The following is a 25,841-nucleotide window of genomic DNA, read 5'->3' as shown; positions in this document are numbered from 1 at the left end:
ATTATTAAAAATAGTTACGCTTCTTTAGTTTACGTGCTTTATAATAACTTGAATTTACGTAATTTTGACACGTATTTAGTTGAAATAAATTTTAAATATGTCTGAAGAGAAAAAATCGCTCAACTTTTTAGAGCAAATTATAGAAAATGATTTGGCCAATGGAATGCCAAGAGAAAACCTAAGATTCAGGTTTCCGCCAGAGCCTAATGGTTATTTACACATTGGGCATACAAAGGCCATTGGTATTAGTTTTGGTTTAGGTGGAAAATATAATGCCCCGGTTAACCTTCGTTTTGATGATACAAACCCTGCAAAAGAAGAGCAGGAATATGTAGATGCTATTAAAGAAGACGTTTCTTGGTTAGGTTATACTTGGGATAAAGAATTATTTTCTTCAGATTATTTTCAGCAATTATACGACTGGGCCGTTCTTTTTATAAAAGAAGGCAAAGCCTATGTAGATTCTCAATCTAGCGAAGCTATGGCCGAACAAAAAGGAACACCCACACAACCAGGTGTAGATGGGCCTTTTAGAAATCGATCTATTGAAGAAAATTTAGATTTGTTCGAACGGATGAAGGCGGGCGAATTTAATGAAGGCGACCATATTTTACGTGCTAAAATAGATATGCAACATCCTAATATGTTAATGCGTGACCCTATTATGTATCGTATTTTAAAGAAGCACCACCACAGAACAGGTAACGATTGGTGTATTTACCCAATGTACGACTGGACACATGGCGAAAGCGATTATATAGAACAAATTTCACATTCGTTATGTTCTTTAGAGTTTAAGCCTCACAGAGAGCTTTACGATTGGTTTTTAGACCAAGTTGTAGACCCAAACCTTATTAGACCAAAACAACGTGAGTTTGCGCGCTTAAACTTAAGCTATACCATTATGAGTAAGCGTAAACTTTTAAAATTGGTAGAAGATAAGGTGGTAGCAGGCTGGGACGACCCGCGGATGCCAACCATTTCGGGTTTGCGTCGTCGCGGATATACGCCAGCAGCTATTAGAAAATTTGTAGAAACCGTTGGTGTGGCCAAACGCGACAATGTGATTGATGTTTCGCTTTTAGAGTTTTGTATTCGTGAAGATTTAAATAAAACAGCACCCCGAGTTATGGCTGTTTTAGATCCTGTAAAATTAGTTATTACCAATTATCCTGAAGGAAAAGAGGAGTGGCTTGATGCCGAAAATAATCAGGAAGATGAAAGCGCTGGATTTAGAAAAGTGCCTTTTTCTCGCGAGTTATACATTGAAAAAGAAGATTTTAAAGAAGAAGCAGGCAGTAAGTTTTTTAGATTGAAGCTTGGTGGCGAAGTTCGTCTTAAAAATGCCTATATTATTCAGGCAAATAGTGTTGTTAAAGATGCAGAAGGGCAGGTTATTGAAATTCATTGTACCTATTCTGAAGATACCTCTAAAAAAGTAAAAGGTACCTTGCATTGGGTATCTATTAAACACGCAATTAAAGCTGAGGTTAGAGAATACGATCGTTTGTTTGTTGATGAAGCTCCAGATAGCCATGAAGACAAAGATTTTATGGAATTTATTAATCCAGATGCTCTTAAAATAATTGAAGCTTTCGTTGAGCCAAGTTTACAAGAAGCTCAAGTAGGAGAGCGTTTTCAGTTTCAGCGCTTGGGATATTTTAATGTAGATAACGATTCTACACCTAATCAATTAATATTTAATAAAACCGTTGGTTTAAGAGATACTTGGGCGAAACAAAAACCCTCGAACCAGCCTCAAAACCAACCTGCGCAACAAAAACAAAATACCGGGCAACCACAACGAAAAGCGATTGATGTTATTCAACAATTAGGTAAAAAATATACAAACTTACCTGAAGCTAAACAGCAAAAGGCTAAAAAAGACATTCAAGATTTAGCTAAAAATGTAAGTTATGATGAGTTACAACCCTTGTTTAACACCGCTACTAAAAAGGTAGGAACCCGTATAGCTGTTATGATTGCTTTAAACGTTTTATTAGAAAACGGTTTGGAAAAAAATGAAGCGATTACCGATTTTATAGCCAAGGCCCAAGCAGATAGTGATGCTTTATTGGTTGCCGAGGCAAGTAATTAAATGCTAATTAGTTATATAAAAAAACCGCTAATATAACCTTAGCGGTTTTTTTGTACATTTATTTTATTAACCAACTAAAATAAATTTATGGAATTTAATTTTTTAGCCATATTGGTTGCTGCAATAGTGCCAATATTTATAGGGTTTTTATGGTATAACCCTAAAACATTTGGAAATGCCTGGATGCACGCATCGGGTTTAACTACCGAAAGTTTAAAAGGCGGTAATATGATTAAAATTTTTGTGGTAACCTTTATTTTATCGTTTATGCTGGCTTTTATATTACCATCTCTGGTAATTCATCAAATGGGTGCTTACAGTTTAACTCAAGGCGATTTAGGCGCATTACCTTCTTACGATGCCTTTCTTAAAGATTACGGAATGGCTTTTAGAACATTTAAACATGGTACTTTTCATGGGGTTATTTCGGGTATTTTTTTAGCGCTACCTATTATTGGCATAAATGCTTTATTTGAGCGTAAAAGCGCGAAGTATATTTTTATAAATAGTGGATACTGGATACTAACATTAGGCATTATGGGCGCTATTATTTGTGGATGGAAGTAAATATTTTGTAATTTTTTTAATATTTGAAAGACTGAAGCATGTAACTTCGGTCTTTTTTAGTTTTTATTGAAAACCTTTAAGATTTATAAAACGGTAAATAGACTTCCAAAACTTTGGGATGGTCTTACAGCACATGATATTTTTCTTCAAAAAAAGTACTTAATAGCTTTAGAACAAGCATCACCCAAGAACATTCAATTTTATTACATAGCAATTTTTGAAGATGAAACGCTATTGGGCATCGCCATTGTGCAACGGGTTCAATTGTACTTAAAAGATATGTTTCGAATTTCTAAAGTGTCCTGTTTTAAAGATTTTTTAAAAGATTCGGTTTCAAAAATTATAAAAGGCAATATTCTGGTTGTTGGAAATTTGATGCATACGGGTCAGCATGGAATTTATTTTAATCAAAATAAAATAGATTTTGACACATTTTTAAACCTGGTTTATGAGGCTTTAATGGCTTTAAAAAAAGATATTAAATCTTCAGATAAAAAGACCATTCGGGCCGTTATTTTTAAAGATTATTTTCAGGATGATTTTATTCATTTAGAAAAAAAATTCTTCCATTTTAAAAAACTTCAAAAAATTTCTGTTCAACCCAATATGGTACTTGCTGTAAATCCTTATTGGCTCTCGTTTAACGACTATTTTTTAAGCTTAAATAAAAAGTATAAATTACGTTATAAACGCGCCCGAAAAAAGCTAGGAAATATTATTTCTAAAGAGTTGCTTTTAGAGGCTGTTTTAGAGCACGAAAATACCCTTTACAACCTCTACCTTAACGTGTCTAATAATGCAGCGTTTAACACCTTTATTTTGCCTAAAAATCATTTTTATAATTTAAAGTTAGCGCTGGGTGATCAGTATAAGGTTTTTGGTTATTTTTTAGATAATGAATTGGTTGGTTTTTATACCCTAATTTTAAATAATAATCAGTTAGAAACCTATTTCTTAGGTTACGATGAGGCGCACCAATATCCAAACCAGTTGTATTTAAATATGCTCTATGATATGCTTCAATTTGGAATAGAAAATAAGTTTGCCAACATTGTTTATGCACGTACGGCCATGGAAATAAAAAGTTCGGTAGGGGCAAAGCCAAAACCAATGAGTGTTTACATTAAACACACCAACGGTATTTTAAATGCTATTTTAAAACAACTTTTTAAACTAATGAATCCAAAACAAGATTGGGAAGAACGGCATCCTTTTAAAATTTAGTTTTATATTTAAATTTACAGCATAATTTATAATTACTAAAAATGAGTTTAAGAGCCCTAATATTAATCATAATAAATAGCTTAATTTTTTTAGTAATTGTAGTGCTTTCAATCACTTTTTATAATCAGTTTTCAAATGTATTAGAGGATAGAATTTTATTGCAATTAAATTCTATAAAAACCCTAAAAAAGGTTCAATTAGAAAATTTAATTGAAGCTGAATGGCACCAATTTTTAAAAGCGCCTTTTTCAGATTTTCCTGCAGATGCTTTTCATTTAATCGATATAGAAAACAATATTCATATTTCTGGAGTTTACGATTTAACAACCTATCATAAACAAAAAATAACCTCTATTGGTTTAGTTGCGTTTGATGGTAACCAACTAAAAATTAAAATTTTAGATTATAATAAAATTAAAAATATTCTACTGGAAAGAACAGGTATGGGTAATACTGGTGAATCTTACCTGGTAGGCGAAGATTATCATATGAGGTCTCAATCGCGCTTTTTACCAGAAAAATTACCGTTTGATATTTTGGTAAAATCTGAAGGTACTATAAATGCATTTTCTGGTCAAGAGGGTAGAGGTGTTTACAAAGATTACAGAGGTATCGACGTTTATGGTGTATACAGTCCAATAGGTATTTCTAAACTTAAGTTAGTTATACTCTCTGAAATGGATAAAAGCGAGGTTATAGTGCCGCTAGAAAATCTAAAAAAGAGACTTTTAGGATTACTATTAATAATTACATTTTTGGCTATAGTTTTATCCTTATTTCTAACAAGAATAATAGCAAACCCTATTATTAACATGAAGAAAAGTTTAAAAATTATGGCCGATGGCAATTACAATCAAACCAATGAATTTGTTTTAAATTCAAATGAAATTAAAGAGATGTTTGAGGCGCTTGCTAATTTGAAAAAATCGCTTCAAGGGGCTGTTAAATTTTCTAATGAAATAGGAAAAATGAATTTAAACACTACGTATATTCCTAAAAGTAATAACGATTCCTTAGGAAAAAGCCTCGTGAAAATGAGGGATAAACTAATTGAATTTAGAAATAACGAAAATAAGAATCGTATTAACACCAAGCGCCAATTAGTTGATGGTTTAGAGAACGAAAGACGACGACTTTCTAGAGAACTTCACGATGGCATAGGCCCTTTATTAACTTCGTTAAAATTTTATATTGAAAATAAAGTTGATAATACAGAACAACGTGCCGAAATGAAAACAATTGTAGACAATACTATTTCAGAAATACGTTTAATGTCTAATGATTTAATGCCTTCCATTTTAGATGATTTTGGCATAGGAGCTGCTTTAACGAACTATGTTGTAAGTATAAATAAAACTTCTGGAATTACCATTGATTTTGAAGACCTTACCAAACCAACCAATAGTAAAATCACTAAAAACCAAGAAATTAATATTTTTAGAATTAGCCAAGAATTAATAAACAATACACTAAAACACGCGCGTTCTAAAACTATAAGAATATCACTTTCTGAGTTTGATGATTTTATATCGCTGTTTTATTTTGATGATGGTTGTGGTTTTGACATTAAAAACATAAAATTGGGTTCTGGAATTATTAATATTACAGAGCGTGTAGAGATTTGTAATGGCGAGATTAAAATAAACTCAACACCAGGAAGCACCATTTTTGAAATTGAATTACCCATAGTTAATGAATAAAATAAATATAATTATCGCAGACGATCATGAGCTATTTCGAAATGGCTTAAAAGAGTTATTATTAAAACACGATGATATTCATGTTGTTGATTGTGTTGCTAATGGTGAAGAATTTTTAGATGTAATAAATAACAACGAACATATTGATATTGCGCTTCTTGATATAACCATGCCTAAAATGGATGGGTTTGAAGTTTTAGACCAAATAAAGAGTTTAAATTCAAAAATTAAGCCTGTAATAATATCCATGCACGATGATGGTATTTATATAGCTAAATGTGCTAAAAATGGGGCTTATAGTTACTTGCTTAAAAATACAGATCAAGACGAACTTATAAAAGTGGTGCGCATTGTACATAAAGGTAAAAAGTATTTTAGTCCAAAAATTTCTGAAAAGATGATAAACTATATGTCTGAGCAAACCATCAGCCAGAACATACTTTCCAAAAAAGAATCGGAAGTTTTAGAGTTAATTTCTGTGGGCTTAACTAACAAAGAAATTGCTTCCAAATTATTCGTGAGTAAAAGAACCATTGAAACTCACAGAGCTAACATTTTAAAAAAGTTAGACGTAAAAAACACGGCAGAACTTATAAAAAAAGCAACGAAACTTAAACTTATTTAAATAGATACATCCGTATAAATACGGATATAGATTAAGTGATTTCTCCTAGTTCTAGAAGCTAGGTTATGTGGTTAATTTTGATAAAATTAAAAACATAACGCAATGAAAAATTTAATCTTAGCAGTATTAGTAGTTTTTATTTCCTCAAGTGTATTTGCTCAAAAACGCAGCGATTTTAAAGGTCCTGCATATAAAAACTATAAGCCTTGGTTACATAAAAACGAAGTTAGTTTAGTTTACACAACATCACAAAAATCTAATTTAACGAGTTATGAATATAAAAACTATAAGCCTTGGCAAGATGACTCTAAAGTAAAATATACAGCCATAACTTTTGGTTCTGAAAGATCGAAATTAAGAGGGCCTGCATATAAAAACTACAAACCTTGGCGAAAAAAAAATAATTAGATTTTAGTTAGTTGAAGCTATTTATAAAGCTGTTAGCTTATTGTTTGCTAACAGCTTTTTTTACATGAATACAATTTAAACAAATGAAACTATACAATAAAATTAAGTGGATTTTAGGAATTTTGATGGTGTTTATTTTAATATTAGCCACAAATTTAATTGATAGAAACAATTTTATAAGAGTCAAAGATTCTGTGGTTTCAATTTATGAAGATAGGCTTATTGCAAGTGATTTGGTATTCAAACTATCTAGATTGGTTAATAAAAAGGAAGTCGCCATTAAACTATCAGACACGGTGTTTTTTAATCATGAAAATGATGAAATTAACAGCCACATTCAAGATTTAATTTTACAGTATGAACAAACAAAGTTTACGCCTGAAGAAAGCACAACTTTCAAGTATTTAAAGAATAATTTTAAATTACTCGAAACACAAGAAATTAACTATGTCTTGTCGAATTTTAAAAATAATGAGCATCAAGTAGAACTAATAAAAACTATAAATAACAATCTCGATGACTTGTCTAAAATTAAAATTAATGAAGGTAGAAGACAGATGTCAATTGGTAAAAAAGCTACTACCACAGTAGAATTATTTACTCAAATTGAAATCTGTCTGTTAGTTGTTTTGGCAATTGTTATTCAAATAATTGTAATGTACAAGCCAAATTAATCAAGGTATTTCTACTCTTCTTTTTTCTTTTTACTGTTTTTCATGGCCTCACCAATTTGGTTACTTGCAGTAAAACTTGCAACCATATCGTTCAACATATTGCTTCCTGCTTGTGGCGAGTTAGGTAATAAAATTAAATTACTGTTAGTTTCACTACCAATGGCTTGTAACGTATCGTAATGTTGTGTTACTACTATTAAAGCAGAGGCTTCTTGGCTGTTTATACCAACACGATTTAAAACATCGACAGATTCTTCTAAACCACGAGCAATTTCACGACGCTGATCGGCAATACCTTGTCCTTGTAAACGCTTGCTTTCAGCTTCAGCTTTTGCTTTTTCAACAATTAAAATACGTGCAGCATCCCCTTCGTATTGTGCGGCTGTTTTTTCTCTATCGGCGGCATTAATTCGGTTCATCGCTGCCTTAACTTGCGCATCTGGATCGATATCGGTTACCAGTGTTTTTATAATATCAAAACCGTAATCTAACATAGCATCGTTTAATTCGGCTTTTACAGCCAATGCGATATCATCTTTTTTAACGAATACATCGTCAAGTTTCATTTTAGGAACTTCAGCGCGTACCACATCAAACACATAACTTGTAATTTGCTCGTGTGGATAATCTAATTTATAGAAGGCATCGTATACTTTTTGACTTAAAACGCGGTATTGAACCGATACTTTGATGCGAACAAATACATCGTCTAACGTTTTGGTTTCAATAATAACATCTAATTGCTGAATTTTTAAACTTAAACGTCCTGCAATTTTATCTACAAACGGAATTTTTAATCGTAATCCCGATTGTTGAATACTTTGAAACTTACCAAAGCGCTCGATAATAGCAGCTGTTTGCTGTTTTACCGTGTAAAACGATAGTGCTAAGGTTACTAATGCTAAAAATAAAATAGGAATAAAAAATGCCATAATGTGTTATTTAAAAGTTAGAAATTGAGAATATAAATTTATGCTATATTTGACTAAATTCAATCGAAACCATGAAATTTAAATATTCTTTCCTATTAGTAGCTATTTTAACCTGTTTTGTTACAAAAAGTTTTGCCCAACGAGGCAACTATCACATAACCAATGGTATTGGAGTTTTTGGTGGTATTACAAAATTCGATATTAAAACAGATAATTTTATTACATCAAAAGGTAGTGGCTTTTTAGGAAGTATGTCTGCAACCGTCGATATTCCTCACCGTTGGTACAACATAAGTTTTGGTATGCAACTATCGGAAAGTTCTATAGGAATTTCGGCTAGAGAAACGGCTTTAATTGCAAGTGAAACGTTTATCGATTATAAACTTTTTGCTGCTCAAATAGGGTTGTTAGGGCATATAAAGGTTGGAAGTCCTTATTTTACCCTTGATTTAGGCCCCATGCTGCAATACAATAGTAAGTTGGAATTAAAGGATAAAGACTTTGAGAATTATTTTATTAATAATTACGATAATTTGATAGCTTCAGATATTAGTAGCATTTCACAATTTAATATTAACGGACTTGTAGGTGCTACCGTGGGCTTCGATTTTATTAAGTTAAGAGCCCAGTACATTTATGGTTTTACAAATATGTTTAAAAAATTAAACACCCAGAATTTAGATGCATCAGGCGGAAATTCTAGCTTTAAAGGCAACCAAAATATGTTGGTTTTAGGCGCTATGATTTCGTTTTAAAATAAAAAAGGCATCCTCTTTTTTGAAAATGCCTTGGTATAAATTGTTTTTTGCTTTTTACAAAAGGGACAGCGCTTTTTCTATGCGCGATATACTTTCTGCTTTCCCAATCATAAACATAATATCAAATACATCGGGACCTTGTAAAGCACCTACTAAAGCTAAACGCAAAGGCATCATCACTTGTCCGAAACCTATATTGTTAGACGTTATCCAGCCTTTAATATCGTTTTGAAGCGTTTCTGCGGTGAAATTTTCAATGGGCTTAATCAGTTCTATAACTTGAGTTAAAACTGCTTTAGTACCCTCTTTAAAGGCTTTTTTAGAAGCTTTTTCATCGTAAGTTGTTGGAGCTGTAAAGAAATAATGACTCAGTTCCCAGAAATCGGAAACAAACGTCGCACGTTCTTTAATTAAACCAACAACTAAAGCTACATAATTTACATCGATGTCTGCCAGCTCCGGTTGATGTTGTTTAAACAATTCTGCTAAAGCATCATTGTTTTGTTCTTGCATGTATTGATGGTTAAACCATTTAATTTTATCTGGATCGAAACGAGCACCCGATTTATTAACACGTTCTAATTCGAAAGCATTTACTAATTCATCGAGGCTAAAAATTTCTTGTTCGGTTCCTGGATTCCATCCTAAAAAGGCTAAAAAATTAACTACTGCCTCGGCAAAATAACCATCTTCTTTATAGCCCCGCGAAACGTCTCCTTCGGGCGAGGTGTATTCTAACGGAAATACAGGAAAGCCTAATTTATCGCCATCACGTTTGCTTAATTTTCCTTTGCCTGTTGGTTTTAAAATAAGTGGTAAATGTGCAAATTCTGGTGCTTCCCAACCAAAAGCTTTGTATAATTGGTAGTGCAATGCCAGAGACGGTAACCACTCTTCGCCACGAATAACATGTGTAATTTCCATTAAATGATCGTCGACAATATTTGCTAAGTGGTAGGTTGGCATACCATCACTTTTAAACAAAACTTTATCGTCTAAAATATTCGTATCAATTTTAATATCGCCACGAATAATATCTTTTAAGTGTAAGGTTTCGTCTTGCGGACTTTTAAATCGTATTACATAATCTTCGCCAGCCTCTAATTTGGCTTTAACTTCTTCCGCGCTAAGCGATAAAGAGTTGCTTAATTTTAAGCGGTTATGCCAGTTGTAAATAAATGTTTTTCCTTTAGCTTCATGATCTGTTCTATGAAAATCTAATGCTTCAGCCGTATCGAACGCATAGTAAGCGTTACCCGAAGCAATTAAATCATCGGCATATTTTTTATATAAATGCTTACGTTCGCTTTGTCTGTAAGGTCCAAAAGTTTCGTTTTTATCAATGCCTTCATCAAAAGGAATTCCACACCAATTTAAAGCATCTATTATGTATTTTTCGGCACCTTCAACATAGCGATTCTGGTCGGTATCTTCAATTCTTAAAACAAAAGTACCGTTATGTTTTTTAGCAAATAAATAATTAAATAAAGCCGTACGAACGCCTCCAATATGTAAAGGGCCTGTAGGGCTTGGTGCAAAGCGCACACGAACGTTTTTGGTCATGTTTTGTAATTTTGTGAGCAAAGATACAATTAACACATTATTTTAAACACTGTACTAAATAAAATTGTAGTTTAGTAGGTTAAATAAAAATATGCTAAGTAATTTTAATAACATACAGAGGAAATTAGAAGCTTTTATTAGGCGATATTATACTAATGAATTGCTTAAGGGTGCCATTTTGTTTTTTGCCATTGGCTTGTTGTATTTTTTATTTACGCTGTTTATTGAGCATATGTTATGGCTTAATACCGGGGCAAGAACGGTTTTGTTTTGGTTATTTGTATTGGTTGAACTGGCCTTATTGGTTAAGTTTATTTTTATTCCGTTAGCTAAACTTTTTAAACTTAAAAAAGGTATTAATTATGAAGACGCTTCCAAACTAATTGGTAAGCACTTCTCGGAAGTAAACGATAAATTGCTTAATGTTTTGCAATTGCATCAAGACCATTCTCAGTCGGAATTATTATTGGCAAGCATCGAACAAAAATCGAAAGAATTAAATCCAATTCCTTTTAAATTAGCCATTAATCTTAAAAACAATTTAAAATACTTAAAATATGCAGCCATTCCGTTGGTAATTATTTTAGCGTCTTATGTGTCTGGCAATTTTAATTGGTTTAGCGATAGTTACAAACGAGTTGTTCACTACAAAACAGCTTATGAACCGCCTGCGCCATTTCAATTTTTTGTGGTTAATAATACTTTAAACGTTATTGAAAACAGCGATTTTAAATTGCTGGTTAAAACGGTAGGAGAGGTAACGCCAGAAAGCGTAGAGATTTCATATAACGATGAAACCTATTTTTTACAACAAACCGGAGTAGGGGCTTTCGAATATGTTTTTCCGAAGTTAAAAAACGAGGTCACTTTTCAATTAAAAGCAAACAATGTAAATTCTAAACCCTATCAAATTCAAGTTATAGAAGCACCATCGCTTTTAAGTTTCGATATGGTTTTAGATTATCCAGCATACACAAAAAAACAAGATCAAACATTAAAAAATACGGGTAATGCTATTGTTCCAGAAGGCACAAAAATTACCTGGAAAGCCAAAACAAAGGCAACCGAGCTGCTTAGCCTGTACGCTAACGATACGATGCCTTTTACATCGCCTTCTAAAAATGTTTTTATAGCTTCTAAAGTTGTTCGAAATAACTTTAGCTACAGTTTAACTACTAGCAATAAAAATTTAAAAGATTTCGAAAATTTAGGCTTTTTAGTCGATGTTATAAAAGATGAATATCCTGAATTGAATTTAGAAATGAAGGTGGATAGTTTAGATAACCAAACACTTTATTTCTATGGAAAAGTTAGCGACGATTACGGATTGAGTAAGGTGCAATTGGTATATTATCCTTTAGAAGATGAAACCAATAAAAAGGTGGTTAATATACCAGTGTCTCAAACAAATATTGATGATTTTGTAACCGTATTTCCAAATAATTTAAATATTTCTGAAGGCATACCTTATAACGTTTATTTTCAAGTATTTGATAATGATGCTGTTAATGGTAGTAAGCAAGTAAAAAGTAATGTTTACACCTTTAGAAAACGTACTAAAGATGAAGATTTACAGAAACAACTAAATTCTCAAAGCGAAACCATTAAAGATTTTAATAAATCGCTTAAAAAGTTTGAAGAACAAGAGAAACAATTAAAGACTTTAACCAATACACAAAAGGAAAAATCGAATTTAAATTTTAACGATAAAAAGAAATTAGAATCATTTTTTGAACGCCAAAAGCAGCAGGATGAAATGATGAAAAATTTCAACAAAAAATTCCAAGAAAATTTAGAACAATTTCAAGAAGATAAAAAAGAAAAAGACCCTTTTAAAGAAGACTTAAAACAACGTTTAAAAGACAATGAAGAGCAACTTAAAAATGATGAAAAGCTTCTAGAAGAACTAAAGAAATTACAAGATAAAATTAGTAAAGAAGAGCTCATCGATAAGCTTGAAGATTTAACTAAACAAAATAAAAATAAGAAGCGCAGCTTAAAACAGCTCATGGAATTAACCAAGCGTTTCTACGTTGAAAAAAAATTAGAAAAGCTTAAAGATGATATTACAAAATTGGCTATAGACCAAGAGAAATTATCTACTCAAGACCAAAAAGAAAATACAAGCGATAAGCAAGAAGATTTAAATAAACGTTTTGAAGATTTTCAAAAGGAATTAGAAGACTTAAAGAAAACCGGTAAAGATTTAATGAAGCCTATAGATGTTCCTCAAGATAAACTTCAAGAAAACGAGATTAAAAAGGACCAAAAGGAAGCGAAAGAAGCTTTAGATAATGTTAAAAAAGAAGAAGCTAAAGAAGGCAAGAAAGAACAGCCTAAAAACTCAGAAAATCAGGATTTAAAGAATGCTCAAAAAAACCAAAAAAATGCAGCAAAGAAAATGATGAATATGAGTAAGAAGATGGAAGGCGCTATGCAAGCGGGTGGTGGTGGCGGTGACCAGCTACAGGAAGATGCCGAAATGCTACGTCAAGTTTTAGATAATTTGTTGTTGTTTTCTTTAGATCAGGAAGCCTTAATGAACAGTTTTAAAGCCATCGAAACCAACCATAGTAAGTTTGCAACCTATTTAAAAAAGCAAAATAATTTACGAGAATATTTCGAGCATATCGATGATAGTTTATTCGCTTTGTCTTTACGTCAGCCAAAACTTTCAGAGCAAGTTAACAAAGAAGTTTCAGATGTGTATTATAACATTGATAAAGCGCTTAATTTGTTTGTTGAAAATCAATTATACCAGGGTGTTTCTAACCAACAATTTACTGTAACTGCTGCCAATAATTTAGCTAACTATTTAAGCGATGTTTTAGATAATATGGAAATGAGCATGAGTATGTCACCGGGTCAAGGTGGCGATGGTGATATGCAATTACCCGATATTATTATGAGCCAAGAGCAGCTTAATAAAATGATGGAGCAGGGCATGAGTAAAGGTAAAGATGGACAGCCAAAAGATTCTGGAAATAAAGGCGAAAAGGAGCAAAATGGAGACACTGGTAAGGAAGGCGATAGTAAGTCGTCTAAACCCTCTGAAAAGGGCAAAAAAGACGGTTCTGGTAAAGAAGGTAAAGATGGTAAATCTGGAGGCACAGGTTCCGAAAAGTTAGGTGAGGGTTCCGATGAAGATTCTAATGGGTTGCTTTATCAAATATATCAGCAACAACAACAATTGCGTCAACAGTTAGAAGATAAATTAGCAAAAGAAGGTTTTGGTAAAGCTGGCGATAATTTACTTAAGAAAATGGAAGAGGTGGAGTTAGATTTAATTAATAAAGGATTCACAAACCAAACGCTTCAAAAGATGTTAGATTTAAAGCATCAATTATTAAAATTAGACAATGCTACGTTTCAACAAGGGGAAGAAGAACGTCGTGAATCTAACACCAATCAAAATCAATTTTTTAATACAACAAATGGTCTTCTAAACAAGGCTAAACAATATTTTAATACTACAGAAATATTGAACAAACAAATATTACCTTTGCAGCCAATTTATAAAGAAAAAGTTAAAGCATATTTTAAGGAGGCCAATGATTAATTTTAACTACGAAACCGATTTTTTAATTCCTAATGAAGACAGCATTGCAAAATGGATTACCAATACCATTGCCGATGAAGGATTTAAATTAGAAGAGATTAATTATGTGTTTTGTGATGACGAATACTTACACAAATTGAACGTAGAATTCTTAGATCACGACACCTTAACCGATGTTATTAGCTTCGATTACACCGTCGGAAAACTTATACAAGGCGATATTTTCATTTCTGTAGAACGTGTACGTGAAAATGCTTTAGAATTTAATACGGCCTTTGAAAACGAATTGCATCGTGTTATGGTGCATGGTGTTTTACATTATTGCGGCTACAAAGATAAGACGGAATCGGACGAGCAATTGATGCGTACTAAAGAAGATTACTATCTAAATCAACTAGGTTAATTCTGTATATTTGCATTTTAATTTTTTAAATAGAATACATGTTCCACGTGGAACAAATTAAAATATAAAAGTATGTTTAATGATGTTTATGATGTTATAGTTGTTGGTGCTGGCCATGCAGGTAGCGAAGCTGCTGCGGCAGCTGCTAACATGGGTAGTAAAACATTACTTGTTACAATGAATTTGCAAAACATTGCTCAAATGTCTTGTAATCCTGCTATGGGCGGTATTGCTAAAGGGCAAATTGTTCGCGAAATTGATGCGCTTGGAGGGTATAGCGGTATTGTATCTGATACCTCGGCTATACAGTTCAAGATGCTAAACAAATCTAAAGGACCAGCCATGTGGAGTCCGAGAGTGCAAAGTGACCGTATGCGGTTTGCTGAAGACTGGCGAATGTTGTTAGAGGGGACACCTAATTTAGATTTTTACCAAGAAATGGTAGGTGGTTTGCTTATAGAAAATCATCGGGTTGTTGGTGTTAAAACATCGTTGGGTGTCGAGATAAAAGGTAAGTCGGTTGTGTTAACAAATGGCACTTTTTTAAATGGCTTAATTCATATTGGTGATAAAAATTTCGGAGGAGGTAGAGCAGGGGAAAAAGCGGCTACAGGCATAACAGAACAATTGGTGTCTTTAGGTTTTGATTCTGGTAGAATGAAAACAGGAACGCCACCCCGTGTTGATGGTCGTTCGCTTGATTATTCAAAAATGGTCGAACAGCCGGGTGATGAGAATCCAGAGAAATTTTCGTATTTAGATATCACTAAACCATTACAAAACCAGCGGTCTTGTTATATGACATATACCAGTGAATTAGTACACGATTTACTGCGCGAAGGCTTCGATAGATCACCCATGTTTAACGGCCGTATTAAAAGTTTAGGTCCGCGTTATTGTCCATCTATAGAAGATAAAATTAACAGGTTTGCAGATAAGGATAGGCATCAATTATTTGTTGAGCCCGAAGGTTGGAATACCTGTGAAGTTTATGTGAATGGGTTCTCAACTTCGCTTCCAGAAGATGTTCAATTTAAAGCCTTACGCTCTGTAGTTGGTTTTGAAAATGTGAAGTTTTTTAGACCAGGATATGCTATTGAATACGACTATTTTCCACCTACACAATTAAAGCATACTTTAGAAACTAAGCTCGTAGAAGGTTTGTATTTTGCAGGTCAAATAAATGGAACTACAGGTTATGAAGAAGCGGCTTCTCAAGGTTTAATGGCTGGTATAAATGCAAGCTTAAAAGTGCAAGAGAAAGATCCGTTTACTCTTAAAAGAGATGAAGCCTACATTGGTGTTTTGATAGATGATTTAATTACAAAAGGAACGGAAGAGCCTTATAGAATGTTTACATCACGTGCAGAATATAGAACCTTATTAAGACAAGATAATGCCGATTTACGATTAACGCCTAAAGGATATGAGATTGGTTTGGCTAGCGAAAAACGATTAAAGCGAATGGAGCAAAAGCATAACGAAGCTGAGAAATTTGTTCAGTTTTTTGCTGAAACCAGTGTGAAGCCAGAGGTAGCAAATCCGGTCTTAGAATTAAAAGATTCTTCACCAATTAGACAGTCTGATAAAATGTTTAAAATATTTTCAAGACCAAATATCACCATAGACGATATGCGTAAGTTTGATCTTGTTGAGGCTTATATAAACGAAAATAATTTAGACAACGAAGTAATCGAACAAGCCGAGATTCAGGTAAAATATTCTGGCTATATTTCAAAAGAAAAAAATAATGCCGATAAATTAACCCGATTGGAATATGTAAAAATCCCAGCCGATTTTGACTACTCTCAAATTAAATCGATGAGTTTTGAAGCACGTGAAAAACTTAAAAAAATTCAGCCTACAACCGTTTCTCAAGCTTCAAGAATTAGTGGTGTATCGCCTAATGACATTTCGGTGTTATTAGTTTATATGGGTCGATAATTAAAAAATTTAATAAGACGTTCCACGTGGAACGTCTTATTTTTTTATTCGTTTTTTAAAATAATTAATACAATTAATTTCTATTCGTGCTTAAAGAACCATCAAATAAAAGCTACCTTGAAGTAAAAGATTTTTCTGTTTCGGGAGAGTGGTTTCAATTAAAACAGAATTCTCAATTCGGATTTTTAGAAACAACGCCCCAGCCATCTTTAGATAAATTATCAGACTATTATATAAGCGACGATTATATTTCGCATACCGATGCTAAACGCAATTTGTTTGAAAAAATGTATCATGCAGTACGTCGCATAGCTTTAAAACAAAAATTACAACTTATAAATAAGTATTCAACATCATCTAAACAATTATTAGATATTGGTTGCGGAACCGGCGAATTTTTAAAAGTAGCTCAAGAAAACAATTGGAATGTTTCTGGTTTAGAACCAAACCTACAGGCCCGCGAAATAGCAAACAACAAAACAAATGGCAAAGTTCTGGATGTTACCGATGCAGCTTCTTTAAAAGCAAATAGTTTTGATGTTATAACTTTATGGCATGTTTTAGAGCATGTGCCAAATCTCGATCAACAAATTCATACAATTAAAACATTATTAAAATTAGACGGCACATTAATTATTGCAGTTCCCAACCATAACAGTTTTGATGCAAATTATTATAAGTCTTTTTGGGCAGCTTTCGATGTGCCGAGACATTTATGGCATTTTAATAAAACAGCTATTTCAAAACTTTTTTCTCATGCAGGCTTTCAATTGGTAGATGTAAAACCAATGTATTTTGATACCTTCTATGTTAGTTTGCTTTCTGAAAAGTATAAAACAGGAAAAATGAATTTTCTAAAAGGAATTTATATTGGGATGCTATCAAATTTAAAATCTTTGCGATCAAAAGAGTGTTCATCGCTAATTTATATCTTAAAAAGAAGCGAAAATTAATTTAAAAAGCATGGTTCGCGTATTTTAAGGTAAAACGTCCAAATACCAAGCCTTTTTTTAAAACGCGCTTAAATCGCTTTAAATAGCGCCGTTTTTAATAATAAAAAATTATAATAGTGTTTTATTTATATCATTTTTAATTATGATGTAAAATAAATTAAAAACTATTTTATTTATCACTTACTTTATTACATTTGTTCGGATTTTAAAAAAACCAAAATAAATGAAAAATATATTTTATGTAGTAGCCTTAGCTTTCGTTTTTACCTCTTGTCAAAAACAAGCAAAAATCGGCTTTGTTGATAATGGAATTATTATTAACGATTATCAAGAGAAAAAAGATTTAGAAACAAAGTTTCAAGGTAAAGATGAGCTTTTTAGAAAAAGAGCAGATAGCATAGGTCAAGCTTTTCAGCAAGAAGTTCAACAAGCCCAAGTTGCTGCCCAAAAAGCTTCACAGCAACAAGCACAACAAATTATGGGTGGTTTACAACAAAAGCAACAACAATTACAACAACAAATGCAAGCTGAGCAACAACAAATTCAACAAGCATTTCAAACAGAAATGGACTCTGTAATTGTAAAAGTAAAGCGTTTTGTTAAAGATTATGGTAAGAAAAATGGGTATAGCTATGTTTTAGGCACTAGTGATGCTTCTGCTACTGTAATGTATGGTACCGAAGAAAACGATTTAACTAAAGACGTTTTAGAAGCTTTAAATGCTGCTTATAAAAAATAAGATTTTTATCTTTATATTTACAAGCCTCGACATGTCGAGGCTTTTTTATTTTATATATTTCATTGTAATAAAAGACTTTCGCTTATATTAATTATTATTACTTATTTTTAAATAAAAAAAATTGCGGTGGTATATATCTTTTCAGTTGCTTGAAAACGGTTATTGTTCACCTTAAAATTCACTATTAGAAAAAGAAAAATGAGAAACCTTTTATTAAGTTTTACTCTTTTTATGGGCATTGTTTTACAAGCTCAAGAAAAGTATAATATTCGTGGATCAATTAAAGATGCCAGTAATGGCGAAACCCTTTTAGGCGCTACGGTTGCCTTAAAAAATACTTCTTACGGCTCTGTAACAAACGAATACGGTTTTTATTCTTTATCGGCTCCAGAAGGGCGTTATATGCTAGCAATTTCTTATTTAGGGTATAATACCTTGTCACAGGAAATTGATTTAAACCAGGATTTCAATTTAAATTTCGAATTAGAGCCTTCTGCAACCTCTTTAAATGAAGTAGTTATTTTGGCCGAAAACACCGATGAGATTAATATTAAAAAGCCTCAAATGAGTGTTTCTAAACTCAGTTCTGGAACCATAAAAAAGATTCCAGTCGTTTTGGGTGAAATTGATATATTAAAATCTATTCAATTGCTTCCAGGCGTTACTAATAATGGTGAAGGTTCTTCGGGTTTTAATGTTCGCGGTGGTGCTGTAGACCAAAACTTGGTACTTTTAGATGAAGCTATTATTTATAATACCTCACATTTTTTTGGTTTTTTCTCCATTTTTAATGCAGATGCTATTAAAGATATTAATCTATATAAAGGCGATATTCCAGCCAAATATGGAGGACGTGTATCGTCTGTTTTAGATGTGCGTCAAAAAGATGGAAATAGTAAAGATTTTGGCTTTTCTGGAGGTATTGGTTTAATTTCTAGCAGACTTGCTGCAGAAGGGCCTATTTTAAGCGATAAAGGTTCTTTTTTGGTTGCCGGACGTTCTTCGTATGCACACTTATTTTTAAATGCTTCAGAAGATTTTAAAGACGATAAAATTTCATTTTACGACTTAAATTTAAAAGCAAATTATGAACTAAATAATAACAACAAATTTTACCTTTCTGGATACTTCGGAAGAGATGTTTTTAACCTTTCAAATTTTATTAAAAATAATTATGGGAATGCCACGGCCAATCTGCGATGGAATCATGTTTTTAACGATAAATTATTTTCAAATTTATCATTAATTTATAGTAAATATGATTATCAAATTATTCTCGATTTTATTGAGTTAGATTGGATTGCAGATATTAAAAATTTTAACCTTAAATACGATTTAAAATACTATGTAAATAGCAAGTTAAAATTAGATTTTGGAGCCAGTGCCATCACTTATAATTTGAATCCGGGAGAAATAAATCCAACAACCGAAACGTCTCCTGTAAATTATTTAAAATTAGATACCAAAAGAGCCATAGAAAGTGGTTTTTATTTAAACGCAGAGCATGAATTATCTAACAAATTAACCGCACAATACGGTTTTAGAGTGAGTTCTTTTTCCCGATTAGGTGGTCAAAATTTAAGTACTTACGAAAACAATCAACCGGTTAAATATAATCAAGAATTGGGTATTTACGAGCGTGGTACCGAAGTAGACGAAACGTTTATTAGCAAGGGAGAAACCATTAAAACATACAGTAATTTCGAACCACGTTTGGGCTTGTCTTACCAGTTAAATGACGACCAATCTATTAAGTTAAGTTACACAAAATCAACACAATACTTGCACTTGCTGTCCAATACGGCCTCTGTAACACCACTAGATGTTTGGACACCCAGTGGGCAGTATATTAAACCTCAAATAGGGAATCAATTTGCTTTAGGATATTTTAAAAACATTAATAATAAAAGGTATTCCCTAGAAATTGAAACCTATTACAAAACCATTAACAATCGAATTGATTATATAGATGGCTCCAATTTAATAGGGAACAATAATATAGAAACCGAAATTTTAAATGGTGAAGCCCGAGCCTATGGTTTAGAAATTCTTTTTAAAAAACATAAAGGTAATTTTACAGGTTGGCTGGCGTATACCTTGTCTAAGTCCGAACAACGTACTTTAGGAGGTATAGCAGGTGGTCCGGGGATAAATTCAGGAAATTGGTACAATACACCATACGACAGAACGCATGATATCTCACTTACAGCAAATTATGAGTTGAATAATAAATGGCAATTTAGTTCGAATTTGGTATTTCAAACAGGAAGGCCCGTTACATATCCTAACGGACAATATACTTACGAAGGCTTATCGATAGCAACCTATTCGGGAAGAAACGAAGACCGATTGCCAGCTTACCACAGGCTAGATCTTTCGGCAACTTACAGTCCAACCCAAAGAGCAGATAAAAAATGGCATGGCGAGTGGGTTTTTGGTATTTATAATGTTTATAATAGAAGAAATGCGGCTTCCATTTCTTTTAATCAGAATATTGATACAGGATTAAATGAAGCAACCCGAATCTCAATTTTTGGTATTATTCCTTCAGTAACCTATAATTTTAAATTTTAAAACATGAAAACTTTTATAAAATATATCGCTCTTGGTTTAATGTTATTTCCGTTTTCATCATGTGAAGATGTTATAGATTTAGAGGTGCCAACGGGCAAAATAAGATTGGTTATCGAAGCTTCTTTAGATTGGCAAAAGGGGACTTCAGGTAATAATCAAACCATAAAATTGAGTAAATCTATTCCGTATTTCGAGACAAGCAACAATAATTTGGTAACCAACGCCAGTGTAAAAGTTACAAATATCGATACCAATGAAACATTTGTTTTTACTAATGAAAACGATGGAACCTATACCACATCTAGCTTTGTACCCATTTTAAACAATCATTATCGTTTAGAAATTAATTACGATGGAGAAATTTATCAAGCCGAAGAAACCTTAATACCAGTAGTAGATATTAAAAAAATTACCCAATCGCTTGAAGGTGGTTTTGATGATGAATTGCTAGATGTTAATGTGTTTTTCGACGATCCATTGGAAACCGATAATTATTATTTAGTTCGATATTTTGAAGCCGGCGATTTATTTCCTTATTTAGATGCGCTTTCAGATGAATTTTTTCAAGGTGAAGAAATGCACGATTTTCTTGAAAAAGCCGATGATGAAGACACTTCTGAAGATCCGTTTGAACCGGGAGATACCCTTGAAATTAGTCTTTTTGGAATTTCTGAAAATTACTATAATTATATGCGATTATTAATCGAGCAGTATTTTGGCGGTGGCGATCCATTCGAATCTACAGCTGCCGAAATTAAAGGGAATTGTATAAACAAAACCAACCCCGAAAACTATGCTTTTGGGTATTTTAGAGTTACACAAGTAAATAAAACCACTTTTACATTTCAGTAAAAAACGATGTTTAATTAAATGTCTTTTTTATGCAGTAAACGTGTTAATTTTATAGATAAATCGGTTAGAATAATTTTAGAATTACCATTACGCTCAATATGGTAAATGGCGTCCTGCAGCTCGTCGCTAATTTCTAAAATATTGTTTCCATGTATAAAGGGTGCAAAGTTTTCCAGCTTGAATTTTTCGGTTTTGGGTTCAAAATACACCAAATCTGTGGCGTTGTAATTTAGCAGAAGTGCTTGTCTGAAAAAATCTAGACAAAAATTAAGAAATTGCTTTTGCGTTTCGCGACCTGTTTTAGAAATATCTTCACTCCAGGAAATTAAATCGTGAATAGCCGCTTTGTTTCCTTTAGCTTTAAAGGCATTTCTTACCCAGAAAACAAACCAGGTTTCAAATTGAATGTCTTCAGAATCCTGATATACCAAATCGCAAGCTTTGTTATAATTGCCATTAGATTGATGTGCAATTTTTGTCGCAGCCGCTTCATTTAAATCGTATTGTTTTATTAAAGCTTCTTTTATAACATCTTCGGCTAAGGGCGGAAAATGTAAAACCTGGCAACGGGAACGTATGGTATTAATTATTTGCTCTTCATCTTCAGCAATTAATATAAAAATTGTTTTGCTTGGTGGTTCTTCAATAAGTTTAAGCAGTTTATTGGCGGCAGCAGTGTTCATTTTTTCGGCCATCCAAATAATCATAACTTTATAACCGCCTTCGTATGCTTTTAAGGATAGTGCTTTCACAATATCTTGAGCTTCATCCACGCCAATTTGCCCTTGTTTATTATCGACACCAAGTAATTTATACCAATCGAATAAATTTCCGTAAGGTTGATCTTTTAAAAGCTGGCGCCATTCTTCTAGATAATGACTAGAAACCGGGTGGCTTTTTGCTTTTTCGCTAGTAGTTACCGGAAAGGCAAAATGTAAATCGGGGTGCGAATTATTGTTAAATTTTAAATTACAAGCTTCTATGCCTGTATTATTCTCGCCTTGGTTATTTTTACATAAAACATATTGCGCATAAGCAATGGCCATAGGCAGCGCGCCACAGCCCTCGGGTCCAACAAATAACTGCGCATGTGGAATGCGGCCATTATCTACACTTTGGGTGAGATGTTTTTTAATATGTTCTTGTCCTAAAATATCTTGAAAAAGCATAGAGCAAACCTACATAATTTTTTTGTTTTTAGTTGCAGGATACGCTTTGTGTAGCGAAATTTTATATGAAAACCTTGGTACAGTATATTTATACTTAAAATATGAGCAGAAATATTGTTTTTTTATAATTATTACGTGCTTCAATCGTTTTCGTTAAAAAAGGCGTTTTATAGCTGTTTTTATTTAATTACATTTGTAACACAATTAACCTGAAACATTTAAAATAGAAGTTTCAGTTTACAGAAATTTTCAGATAAATAAATAACCATAAACAAATGAAAACCTTAAACGATTTTAATTTCAAAGATAAGAAAGCCTTAATCCGTGTAGATTTTAATGTGCCTTTAAATGAAAAGTTTGAAGTAACTGATGCTACAAGAATTGTATCGGCAAAACCAACCATTATTAAAATTTTAGAAGACGGTGGAAGCTGTATCTTAATGTCACACTTAGGTCGTCCAAAGGGAGTTCAAGACGAGTTTTCGTTACGTCATATTGCCAGTAAAGTAGAAGATATTTTAGGTGTTGAAGTTAAATTTATTGATGCTTGTGTAGGCGAAACAGCCGAAACAGCAGCAGCAAATTTAGCACCAGGCCAAGTATTGTTATTAGAAAATTTACGTTTTCACAAAGAAGAGGAAGCAGGCGATAAGGCTTTTGCAGAGCAATTATCTAAATTAGGTGATATTTATGTAAACGATGCTTTTGGTACAGCACATAGAGCGCACGCTTCTACAACCATTGTAGCTCAATTTTTTCCAAATGCTAAATGTTTTGGTTATTTGTTAGCTCAAGAAATTGAAAGTATAGAAAAAGTACTTAAAACCGGTGAAAAGCCTGTTTTAGCGGTATTAGGAGGCGCTAAAGTGTCTTCAAAAATTACAATTATTGAAAATATTTTAGATGCTGTAGACCATTTAATTATTGGTGGTGGTATGTCTTTTACTTTTATTAAAGCACAGGGTGGAAGCATAGGTAATTCTATTTGTGAAGATGATAAACAAGAATTAGCATTAGAAATTTTGAGTAAAGCTAAAGCTAAAAATGTACAAGTACATATTCCTGTAGATGTTATTGCTGCCGATGCATTTAGTAACGATGCGAATACACAGGTTGTAGATATTAATGCCATTCCAGATGGTTGGGAAGGTGTTGATGCTGGGCCAAAGTCTATTAAATTATTCCACGATGTTGTTATGCAATCTAAAACCATCCTTTGGAATGGTCCTCTTGGAGTTTTTGAAATGGAATCTTTCGCAAACGGAACCATTGAATTAGGTAATTCTATTGCAGAAGCTACTATAAACGGAGCTTTTTCTCTAGTAGGAGGAGGCGATTCTGTTGCTGCAGTAAAACAATTTGGTTTTGAAGATAAAGTAAGCTATGTAAGTACTGGTGGAGGTGCTATGTTAGAAAGTTTAGAAGGAATTGTATTACCAGGAATCGCTGCAATTTTAGAATAAAGTTAATTAAGTTTTTAAATTAGCTTAAAAAATACGATTTTAGCCATATCATCGTTCAATAACAAATGAATTGATTATATGGCTTTTCGGTTTTTTAAAATAACTTTTTTATTATGTGTTGCTAGTGCTACCGCGCAAATGCAAGACACAATACCCCATTCGAAGAAACTAAATTCTGATGCTTTAAAACAGCAAGCAGTTAAAGTTTCTAAAGAAATTACTACTCAAAAAGATTCTGTCTTAATACAAAAGGTTGAAGACGATTTGTTGGCTGCACAGGTAGATGAAAAATGGCTGGAGGAATTATACAGTAATTCGCTTTACGATACCATTTACAATGCCGTTGCCGATATAAGTTTTGAAGAGGTTGAATACCCAGAACTTTCAACCGATGTTTTAAAGGCAAGACTTAAAGAATTAAATGCAAAAACGCCTTTTAATGTAGAGTACAATCCTGGTTTAGAAAGCGTTATAAAATCGTATTTAAAGAACAGGCGAGAAACCATTCAGCGTCTTATAAATTTAAGTGCTTTTTACTTCCCCATGTTTGAACGTGAGTTAGATATTCACGGGCTTCCTCTAGAAATTAAGTACCTCTCCATTGTAGAATCTGCTTTAAAACCACGAGCAAAGTCTCGTGTTGGTGCGACTGGTTTGTGGCAATTTATGTATAACACAGGTAAAATGTATGGTTTAGATGTTAGTAGTTATGTCGACGAACGTAGCGACCCTATTAAATCTACCGAAGCTGCAGCAAAATATTTATCTAAATTATATGAAATATTTGGTGATTGGGATTTAGCATTAGCAGCCTACAATTCGGGTCCAGGAAATGTAACTAAAGCTATAAGACGTTCTGGAGGATATCAAAATTACTGGAATATCAGGAATCATTTACCTCGTGAAACAGCCGGTTACCTTCCAGCGTTTTTAGCAACCATGTATATTTTTGAGTATGCAGAATCGCATGGTTTTAAACAACCAAAACCAGAACTTGCTTATTTCGAAACCGATACTATACACGTAAAGCAAATGATTACACTCGATCAAGTGTCTGAGTTCACAGGTGTTGAAATTGAAGAGCTTCAGTTTTTAAATCCGTCTTATAAATTAGATATCATACCTTATATTAAAGATGAAAATTACACGCTAAGATTACCTCGAACGGTTATTGGTGATTTTGTAACAAATGAAGATCAAATTTATGCGCTAGCAAAAGCAGAATTTGATGAACGCGAGAAGCCTTTACCTCAGTTTTTCGAAGCTCAAAGTAAAACAACTTATAAAGTAAGGTCTGGAGATTTTTTAGGAAAGATTGCTAGGCAGTATGGCGTTAGAGTTAGCCAAATTAAACAGTGGAATGGTTTGCGAACTAACGATATAAAAATAGGACAGCGTTTAACGCTTTATCCCAATAACCCTAACAAAACTGTAGCATCAACAACAAGCAAGACCATTACAGGTAAAAGTTTAATTTATACAGTAAAAACAGGAGATACATTATGGGGTATAGCACAAAAATTTCCTGGAGTTTCTGCCGATAATATTAAAGAATGGAACGGTATTAGTGGTAGTAAATTAAAACCAGGAATGAAACTTAAAATATCTAAAGGATAAATTCCTTAAACCTTATAAA

The 25,841-nt window shown here is 32.8% G+C and carries 20 protein-coding genes; 17 read left to right on the top strand and 3 right to left on the bottom strand.

The window, feature by feature from the left end:
* Nucleotides 1-97 precede the first annotated feature (97 nt).
* The 7 genes from AW14_RS03730 (at nucleotide 98) to AW14_RS03700 (ending at nucleotide 7,296) form a co-directional block, all read left to right on the top strand.
* A complete protein-coding gene (locus AW14_RS03730) occupies nucleotides 98-2,098 on the top strand; it encodes a glutamine--tRNA ligase/YqeY domain fusion protein (protein WP_044637602.1) in 2,001 nt (666 codons plus the stop codon).
* A gap of 87 nt (nucleotides 2,099-2,185) precedes the next feature.
* On the top strand, nucleotides 2,186-2,665 hold the full coding sequence (locus AW14_RS03725; protein WP_044637601.1) for a DUF1761 domain-containing protein: 480 nt from the start codon (nucleotides 2,186-2,188) through the stop codon (nucleotides 2,663-2,665).
* A 66-nt stretch (nucleotides 2,666-2,731) separates the two neighbouring features.
* Nucleotides 2,732-3,889: a hypothetical protein gene (locus AW14_RS03720; RefSeq protein WP_044637600.1), complete on the top strand. Its 1,158-nt coding sequence runs from the start codon at nucleotides 2,732-2,734 to the stop codon at nucleotides 3,887-3,889.
* 41 nt (nucleotides 3,890-3,930) lie between these two features.
* The gene (locus AW14_RS03715) at nucleotides 3,931-5,589 is read left to right on the top strand and encodes a sensor histidine kinase (RefSeq protein ID WP_044637599.1); all 1,659 of its coding nucleotides are present in this window, start codon (nucleotides 3,931-3,933) and stop codon (nucleotides 5,587-5,589) included.
* Nucleotides 5,582-6,214 (top strand): response regulator, encoded by a 633-nt coding sequence (locus AW14_RS03710; RefSeq protein ID WP_044637598.1) that lies wholly within the window; start codon nucleotides 5,582-5,584, stop codon nucleotides 6,212-6,214. Before AW14_RS03715 ends, AW14_RS03710 begins: the two co-directional genes overlap by 8 nt.
* Before the next feature lie 102 nt (nucleotides 6,215-6,316).
* Nucleotides 6,317-6,622 carry a hypothetical protein gene (locus tag AW14_RS03705; protein ID WP_044637597.1) on the top strand — a complete coding sequence of 102 codons (306 nt, stop codon included), beginning with the start codon at nucleotides 6,317-6,319 and terminating at the stop codon, nucleotides 6,620-6,622.
* Between the two features lie 83 nt (nucleotides 6,623-6,705).
* Nucleotides 6,706-7,296, top strand: a complete 591-nt coding sequence (locus AW14_RS03700) for an MCP four helix bundle domain-containing protein (RefSeq protein WP_044637596.1) — start codon at nucleotides 6,706-6,708, stop codon at nucleotides 7,294-7,296.
* An 11-nt stretch (nucleotides 7,297-7,307) separates the two neighbouring features.
* Here the strand turns inward: AW14_RS03700 and AW14_RS03695 are convergent, their stop codons facing one another.
* Nucleotides 7,308-8,228, bottom strand: a complete 921-nt coding sequence (locus AW14_RS03695; protein WP_044637595.1) for an SPFH domain-containing protein — start codon at nucleotides 8,226-8,228, stop codon at nucleotides 7,308-7,310.
* A 71-nt stretch (nucleotides 8,229-8,299) separates the two neighbouring features.
* Here AW14_RS03695 and AW14_RS03690 point away from each other — a divergent pair, with 71 nt between their 5' ends.
* On the top strand, nucleotides 8,300-8,983 hold the full coding sequence (locus AW14_RS03690) for a hypothetical protein (RefSeq protein WP_044637594.1): 684 nt from the start codon (nucleotides 8,300-8,302) through the stop codon (nucleotides 8,981-8,983).
* A gap of 57 nt (nucleotides 8,984-9,040) precedes the next feature.
* Here the strand turns inward: AW14_RS03690 and gltX are convergent, their stop codons facing one another.
* Nucleotides 9,041-10,549 (bottom strand): glutamate--tRNA ligase, encoded by a 1,509-nt coding sequence (gltX, locus tag AW14_RS03685; protein WP_044637593.1) that lies wholly within the window; start codon nucleotides 10,547-10,549, stop codon nucleotides 9,041-9,043.
* 91 nt (nucleotides 10,550-10,640) lie between these two features.
* On the opposite strand from gltX, the gene AW14_RS03680 reads away from it, so the two are divergent.
* From AW14_RS03680 to AW14_RS03650, 7 genes are all read left to right on the top strand, one after another.
* Complete coding sequence (locus AW14_RS03680; RefSeq protein WP_044637592.1) at nucleotides 10,641-14,108, top strand: DUF4175 family protein; 3,468 nt, start codon at nucleotides 10,641-10,643, stop codon at nucleotides 14,106-14,108.
* Entirely contained in the window at nucleotides 14,101-14,511 is a 411-nt protein-coding gene (gene ybeY, locus AW14_RS03675) for an rRNA maturation RNase YbeY (protein ID WP_044637591.1), read from the top strand. The genes AW14_RS03680 and ybeY overlap by 8 nt, the downstream gene beginning before the upstream one ends.
* A 72-nt stretch (nucleotides 14,512-14,583) precedes the next feature.
* The gene (gene mnmG / locus AW14_RS03670; protein ID WP_044637590.1) at nucleotides 14,584-16,455 is read left to right on the top strand and encodes a tRNA uridine-5-carboxymethylaminomethyl(34) synthesis enzyme MnmG; all 1,872 of its coding nucleotides are present in this window, start codon (nucleotides 14,584-14,586) and stop codon (nucleotides 16,453-16,455) included.
* Nucleotides 16,456-16,541: 86 nt separating this feature from the next.
* Nucleotides 16,542-17,408, top strand: a complete 867-nt coding sequence (locus tag AW14_RS03665) for a class I SAM-dependent methyltransferase (RefSeq protein ID WP_044637589.1) — start codon at nucleotides 16,542-16,544, stop codon at nucleotides 17,406-17,408.
* A 223-nt stretch (nucleotides 17,409-17,631) separates the two neighbouring features.
* On the top strand, nucleotides 17,632-18,147 hold the full coding sequence (locus AW14_RS03660) for an OmpH family outer membrane protein (protein ID WP_044637588.1): 516 nt from the start codon (nucleotides 17,632-17,634) through the stop codon (nucleotides 18,145-18,147).
* Nucleotides 18,148-18,345: 198 nt separating this feature from the next.
* Nucleotides 18,346-20,721, top strand: coding sequence for a TonB-dependent receptor (locus AW14_RS03655; RefSeq protein ID WP_044637587.1), 2,376 nt, complete (start codon nucleotides 18,346-18,348; stop codon nucleotides 20,719-20,721).
* Nucleotides 20,722-20,724: 3 nt separating this feature from the next.
* The gene (locus tag AW14_RS03650) at nucleotides 20,725-21,573 is read left to right on the top strand and encodes a DUF4249 domain-containing protein (RefSeq protein ID WP_044637586.1); all 849 of its coding nucleotides are present in this window, start codon (nucleotides 20,725-20,727) and stop codon (nucleotides 21,571-21,573) included.
* A 14-nt stretch (nucleotides 21,574-21,587) separates the two neighbouring features.
* On the opposite strand, the gene holB is transcribed toward AW14_RS03650, so the two are convergent.
* Nucleotides 21,588-22,742, bottom strand: coding sequence for a DNA polymerase III subunit delta' (holB, locus tag AW14_RS03645; protein ID WP_044637585.1), 1,155 nt, complete (start codon nucleotides 22,740-22,742; stop codon nucleotides 21,588-21,590).
* A 275-nt stretch (nucleotides 22,743-23,017) separates the two neighbouring features.
* On the opposite strand from holB, the gene AW14_RS03640 reads away from it, so the two are divergent.
* Together AW14_RS03640 and AW14_RS03635 are read left to right on the top strand one after the other, a co-directional pair.
* The gene (locus AW14_RS03640) at nucleotides 23,018-24,205 is read left to right on the top strand and encodes a phosphoglycerate kinase (protein ID WP_044637584.1); all 1,188 of its coding nucleotides are present in this window, start codon (nucleotides 23,018-23,020) and stop codon (nucleotides 24,203-24,205) included.
* A gap of 138 nt (nucleotides 24,206-24,343) precedes the next feature.
* On the top strand, nucleotides 24,344-25,822 hold the full coding sequence (locus AW14_RS03635) for a lytic transglycosylase domain-containing protein (protein WP_245617614.1): 1,479 nt from the start codon (nucleotides 24,344-24,346) through the stop codon (nucleotides 25,820-25,822).
* The last annotated feature ends 19 nt before the right edge of the window (nucleotides 25,823-25,841 follow it).

Origin of the sequence: Siansivirga zeaxanthinifaciens CC-SAMT-1, from assembly GCF_000941055.1 — a bacterium.
In the GTDB taxonomy this organism is placed as follows: Bacteria; Bacteroidota; Bacteroidia; order Flavobacteriales; family Flavobacteriaceae; genus Siansivirga; species Siansivirga zeaxanthinifaciens.
The sequence above is the reverse complement of the archived record's forward strand: the minus strand, read 5'-3'. Positions and strand labels throughout refer to the sequence as shown.

Excerpts from the sequence above, each read along its gene's own strand:
- AW14_RS03730 (WP_044637602.1), top strand. The coding sequence starts at position 98 with ATGTCTGAAGAGAAAAAATCGCTCAACTTTTTAGAGCAAATTATAGAA.
- AW14_RS03725 (WP_044637601.1), top strand. The coding sequence starts at position 2,186 with ATGGAATTTAATTTTTTAGCCATATTGGTTGCTGCAATAGTGCCAATA.
- AW14_RS03715 (WP_044637599.1), top strand. The coding sequence starts at position 3,931 with ATGAGTTTAAGAGCCCTAATATTAATCATAATAAATAGCTTAATTTTT.
- AW14_RS03710 (WP_044637598.1), top strand. The coding sequence starts at position 5,582 with ATGAATAAAATAAATATAATTATCGCAGACGATCATGAGCTATTTCGA.
- AW14_RS03705 (WP_044637597.1), top strand. The coding sequence starts at position 6,317 with ATGAAAAATTTAATCTTAGCAGTATTAGTAGTTTTTATTTCCTCAAGT.
- AW14_RS03700 (WP_044637596.1), top strand. The coding sequence starts at position 6,706 with ATGAAACTATACAATAAAATTAAGTGGATTTTAGGAATTTTGATGGTG.
- AW14_RS03695 (WP_044637595.1), bottom strand. The coding sequence starts at position 8,228 with ATGGCATTTTTTATTCCTATTTTATTTTTAGCATTAGTAACCTTAGCA.
- AW14_RS03690 (WP_044637594.1), top strand. The coding sequence starts at position 8,300 with ATGAAATTTAAATATTCTTTCCTATTAGTAGCTATTTTAACCTGTTTT.
- gltX (WP_044637593.1), bottom strand. The coding sequence starts at position 10,549 with ATGACCAAAAACGTTCGTGTGCGCTTTGCACCAAGCCCTACAGGCCCT.
- AW14_RS03680 (WP_044637592.1), top strand. The coding sequence starts at position 10,641 with ATGCTAAGTAATTTTAATAACATACAGAGGAAATTAGAAGCTTTTATT.
- ybeY (WP_044637591.1), top strand. The coding sequence starts at position 14,101 with ATGATTAATTTTAACTACGAAACCGATTTTTTAATTCCTAATGAAGAC.
- mnmG (WP_044637590.1), top strand. The coding sequence starts at position 14,584 with ATGTTTAATGATGTTTATGATGTTATAGTTGTTGGTGCTGGCCATGCA.
- AW14_RS03660 (WP_044637588.1), top strand. The coding sequence starts at position 17,632 with ATGAAAAATATATTTTATGTAGTAGCCTTAGCTTTCGTTTTTACCTCT.
- AW14_RS03655 (WP_044637587.1), top strand. The coding sequence starts at position 18,346 with ATGAGAAACCTTTTATTAAGTTTTACTCTTTTTATGGGCATTGTTTTA.
- AW14_RS03650 (WP_044637586.1), top strand. The coding sequence starts at position 20,725 with ATGAAAACTTTTATAAAATATATCGCTCTTGGTTTAATGTTATTTCCG.
- holB (WP_044637585.1), bottom strand. The coding sequence starts at position 22,742 with ATGCTTTTTCAAGATATTTTAGGACAAGAACATATTAAAAAACATCTC.
- AW14_RS03640 (WP_044637584.1), top strand. The coding sequence starts at position 23,018 with ATGAAAACCTTAAACGATTTTAATTTCAAAGATAAGAAAGCCTTAATC.
- AW14_RS03635 (WP_245617614.1), top strand. The coding sequence starts at position 24,344 with ATGCAAGACACAATACCCCATTCGAAGAAACTAAATTCTGATGCTTTA.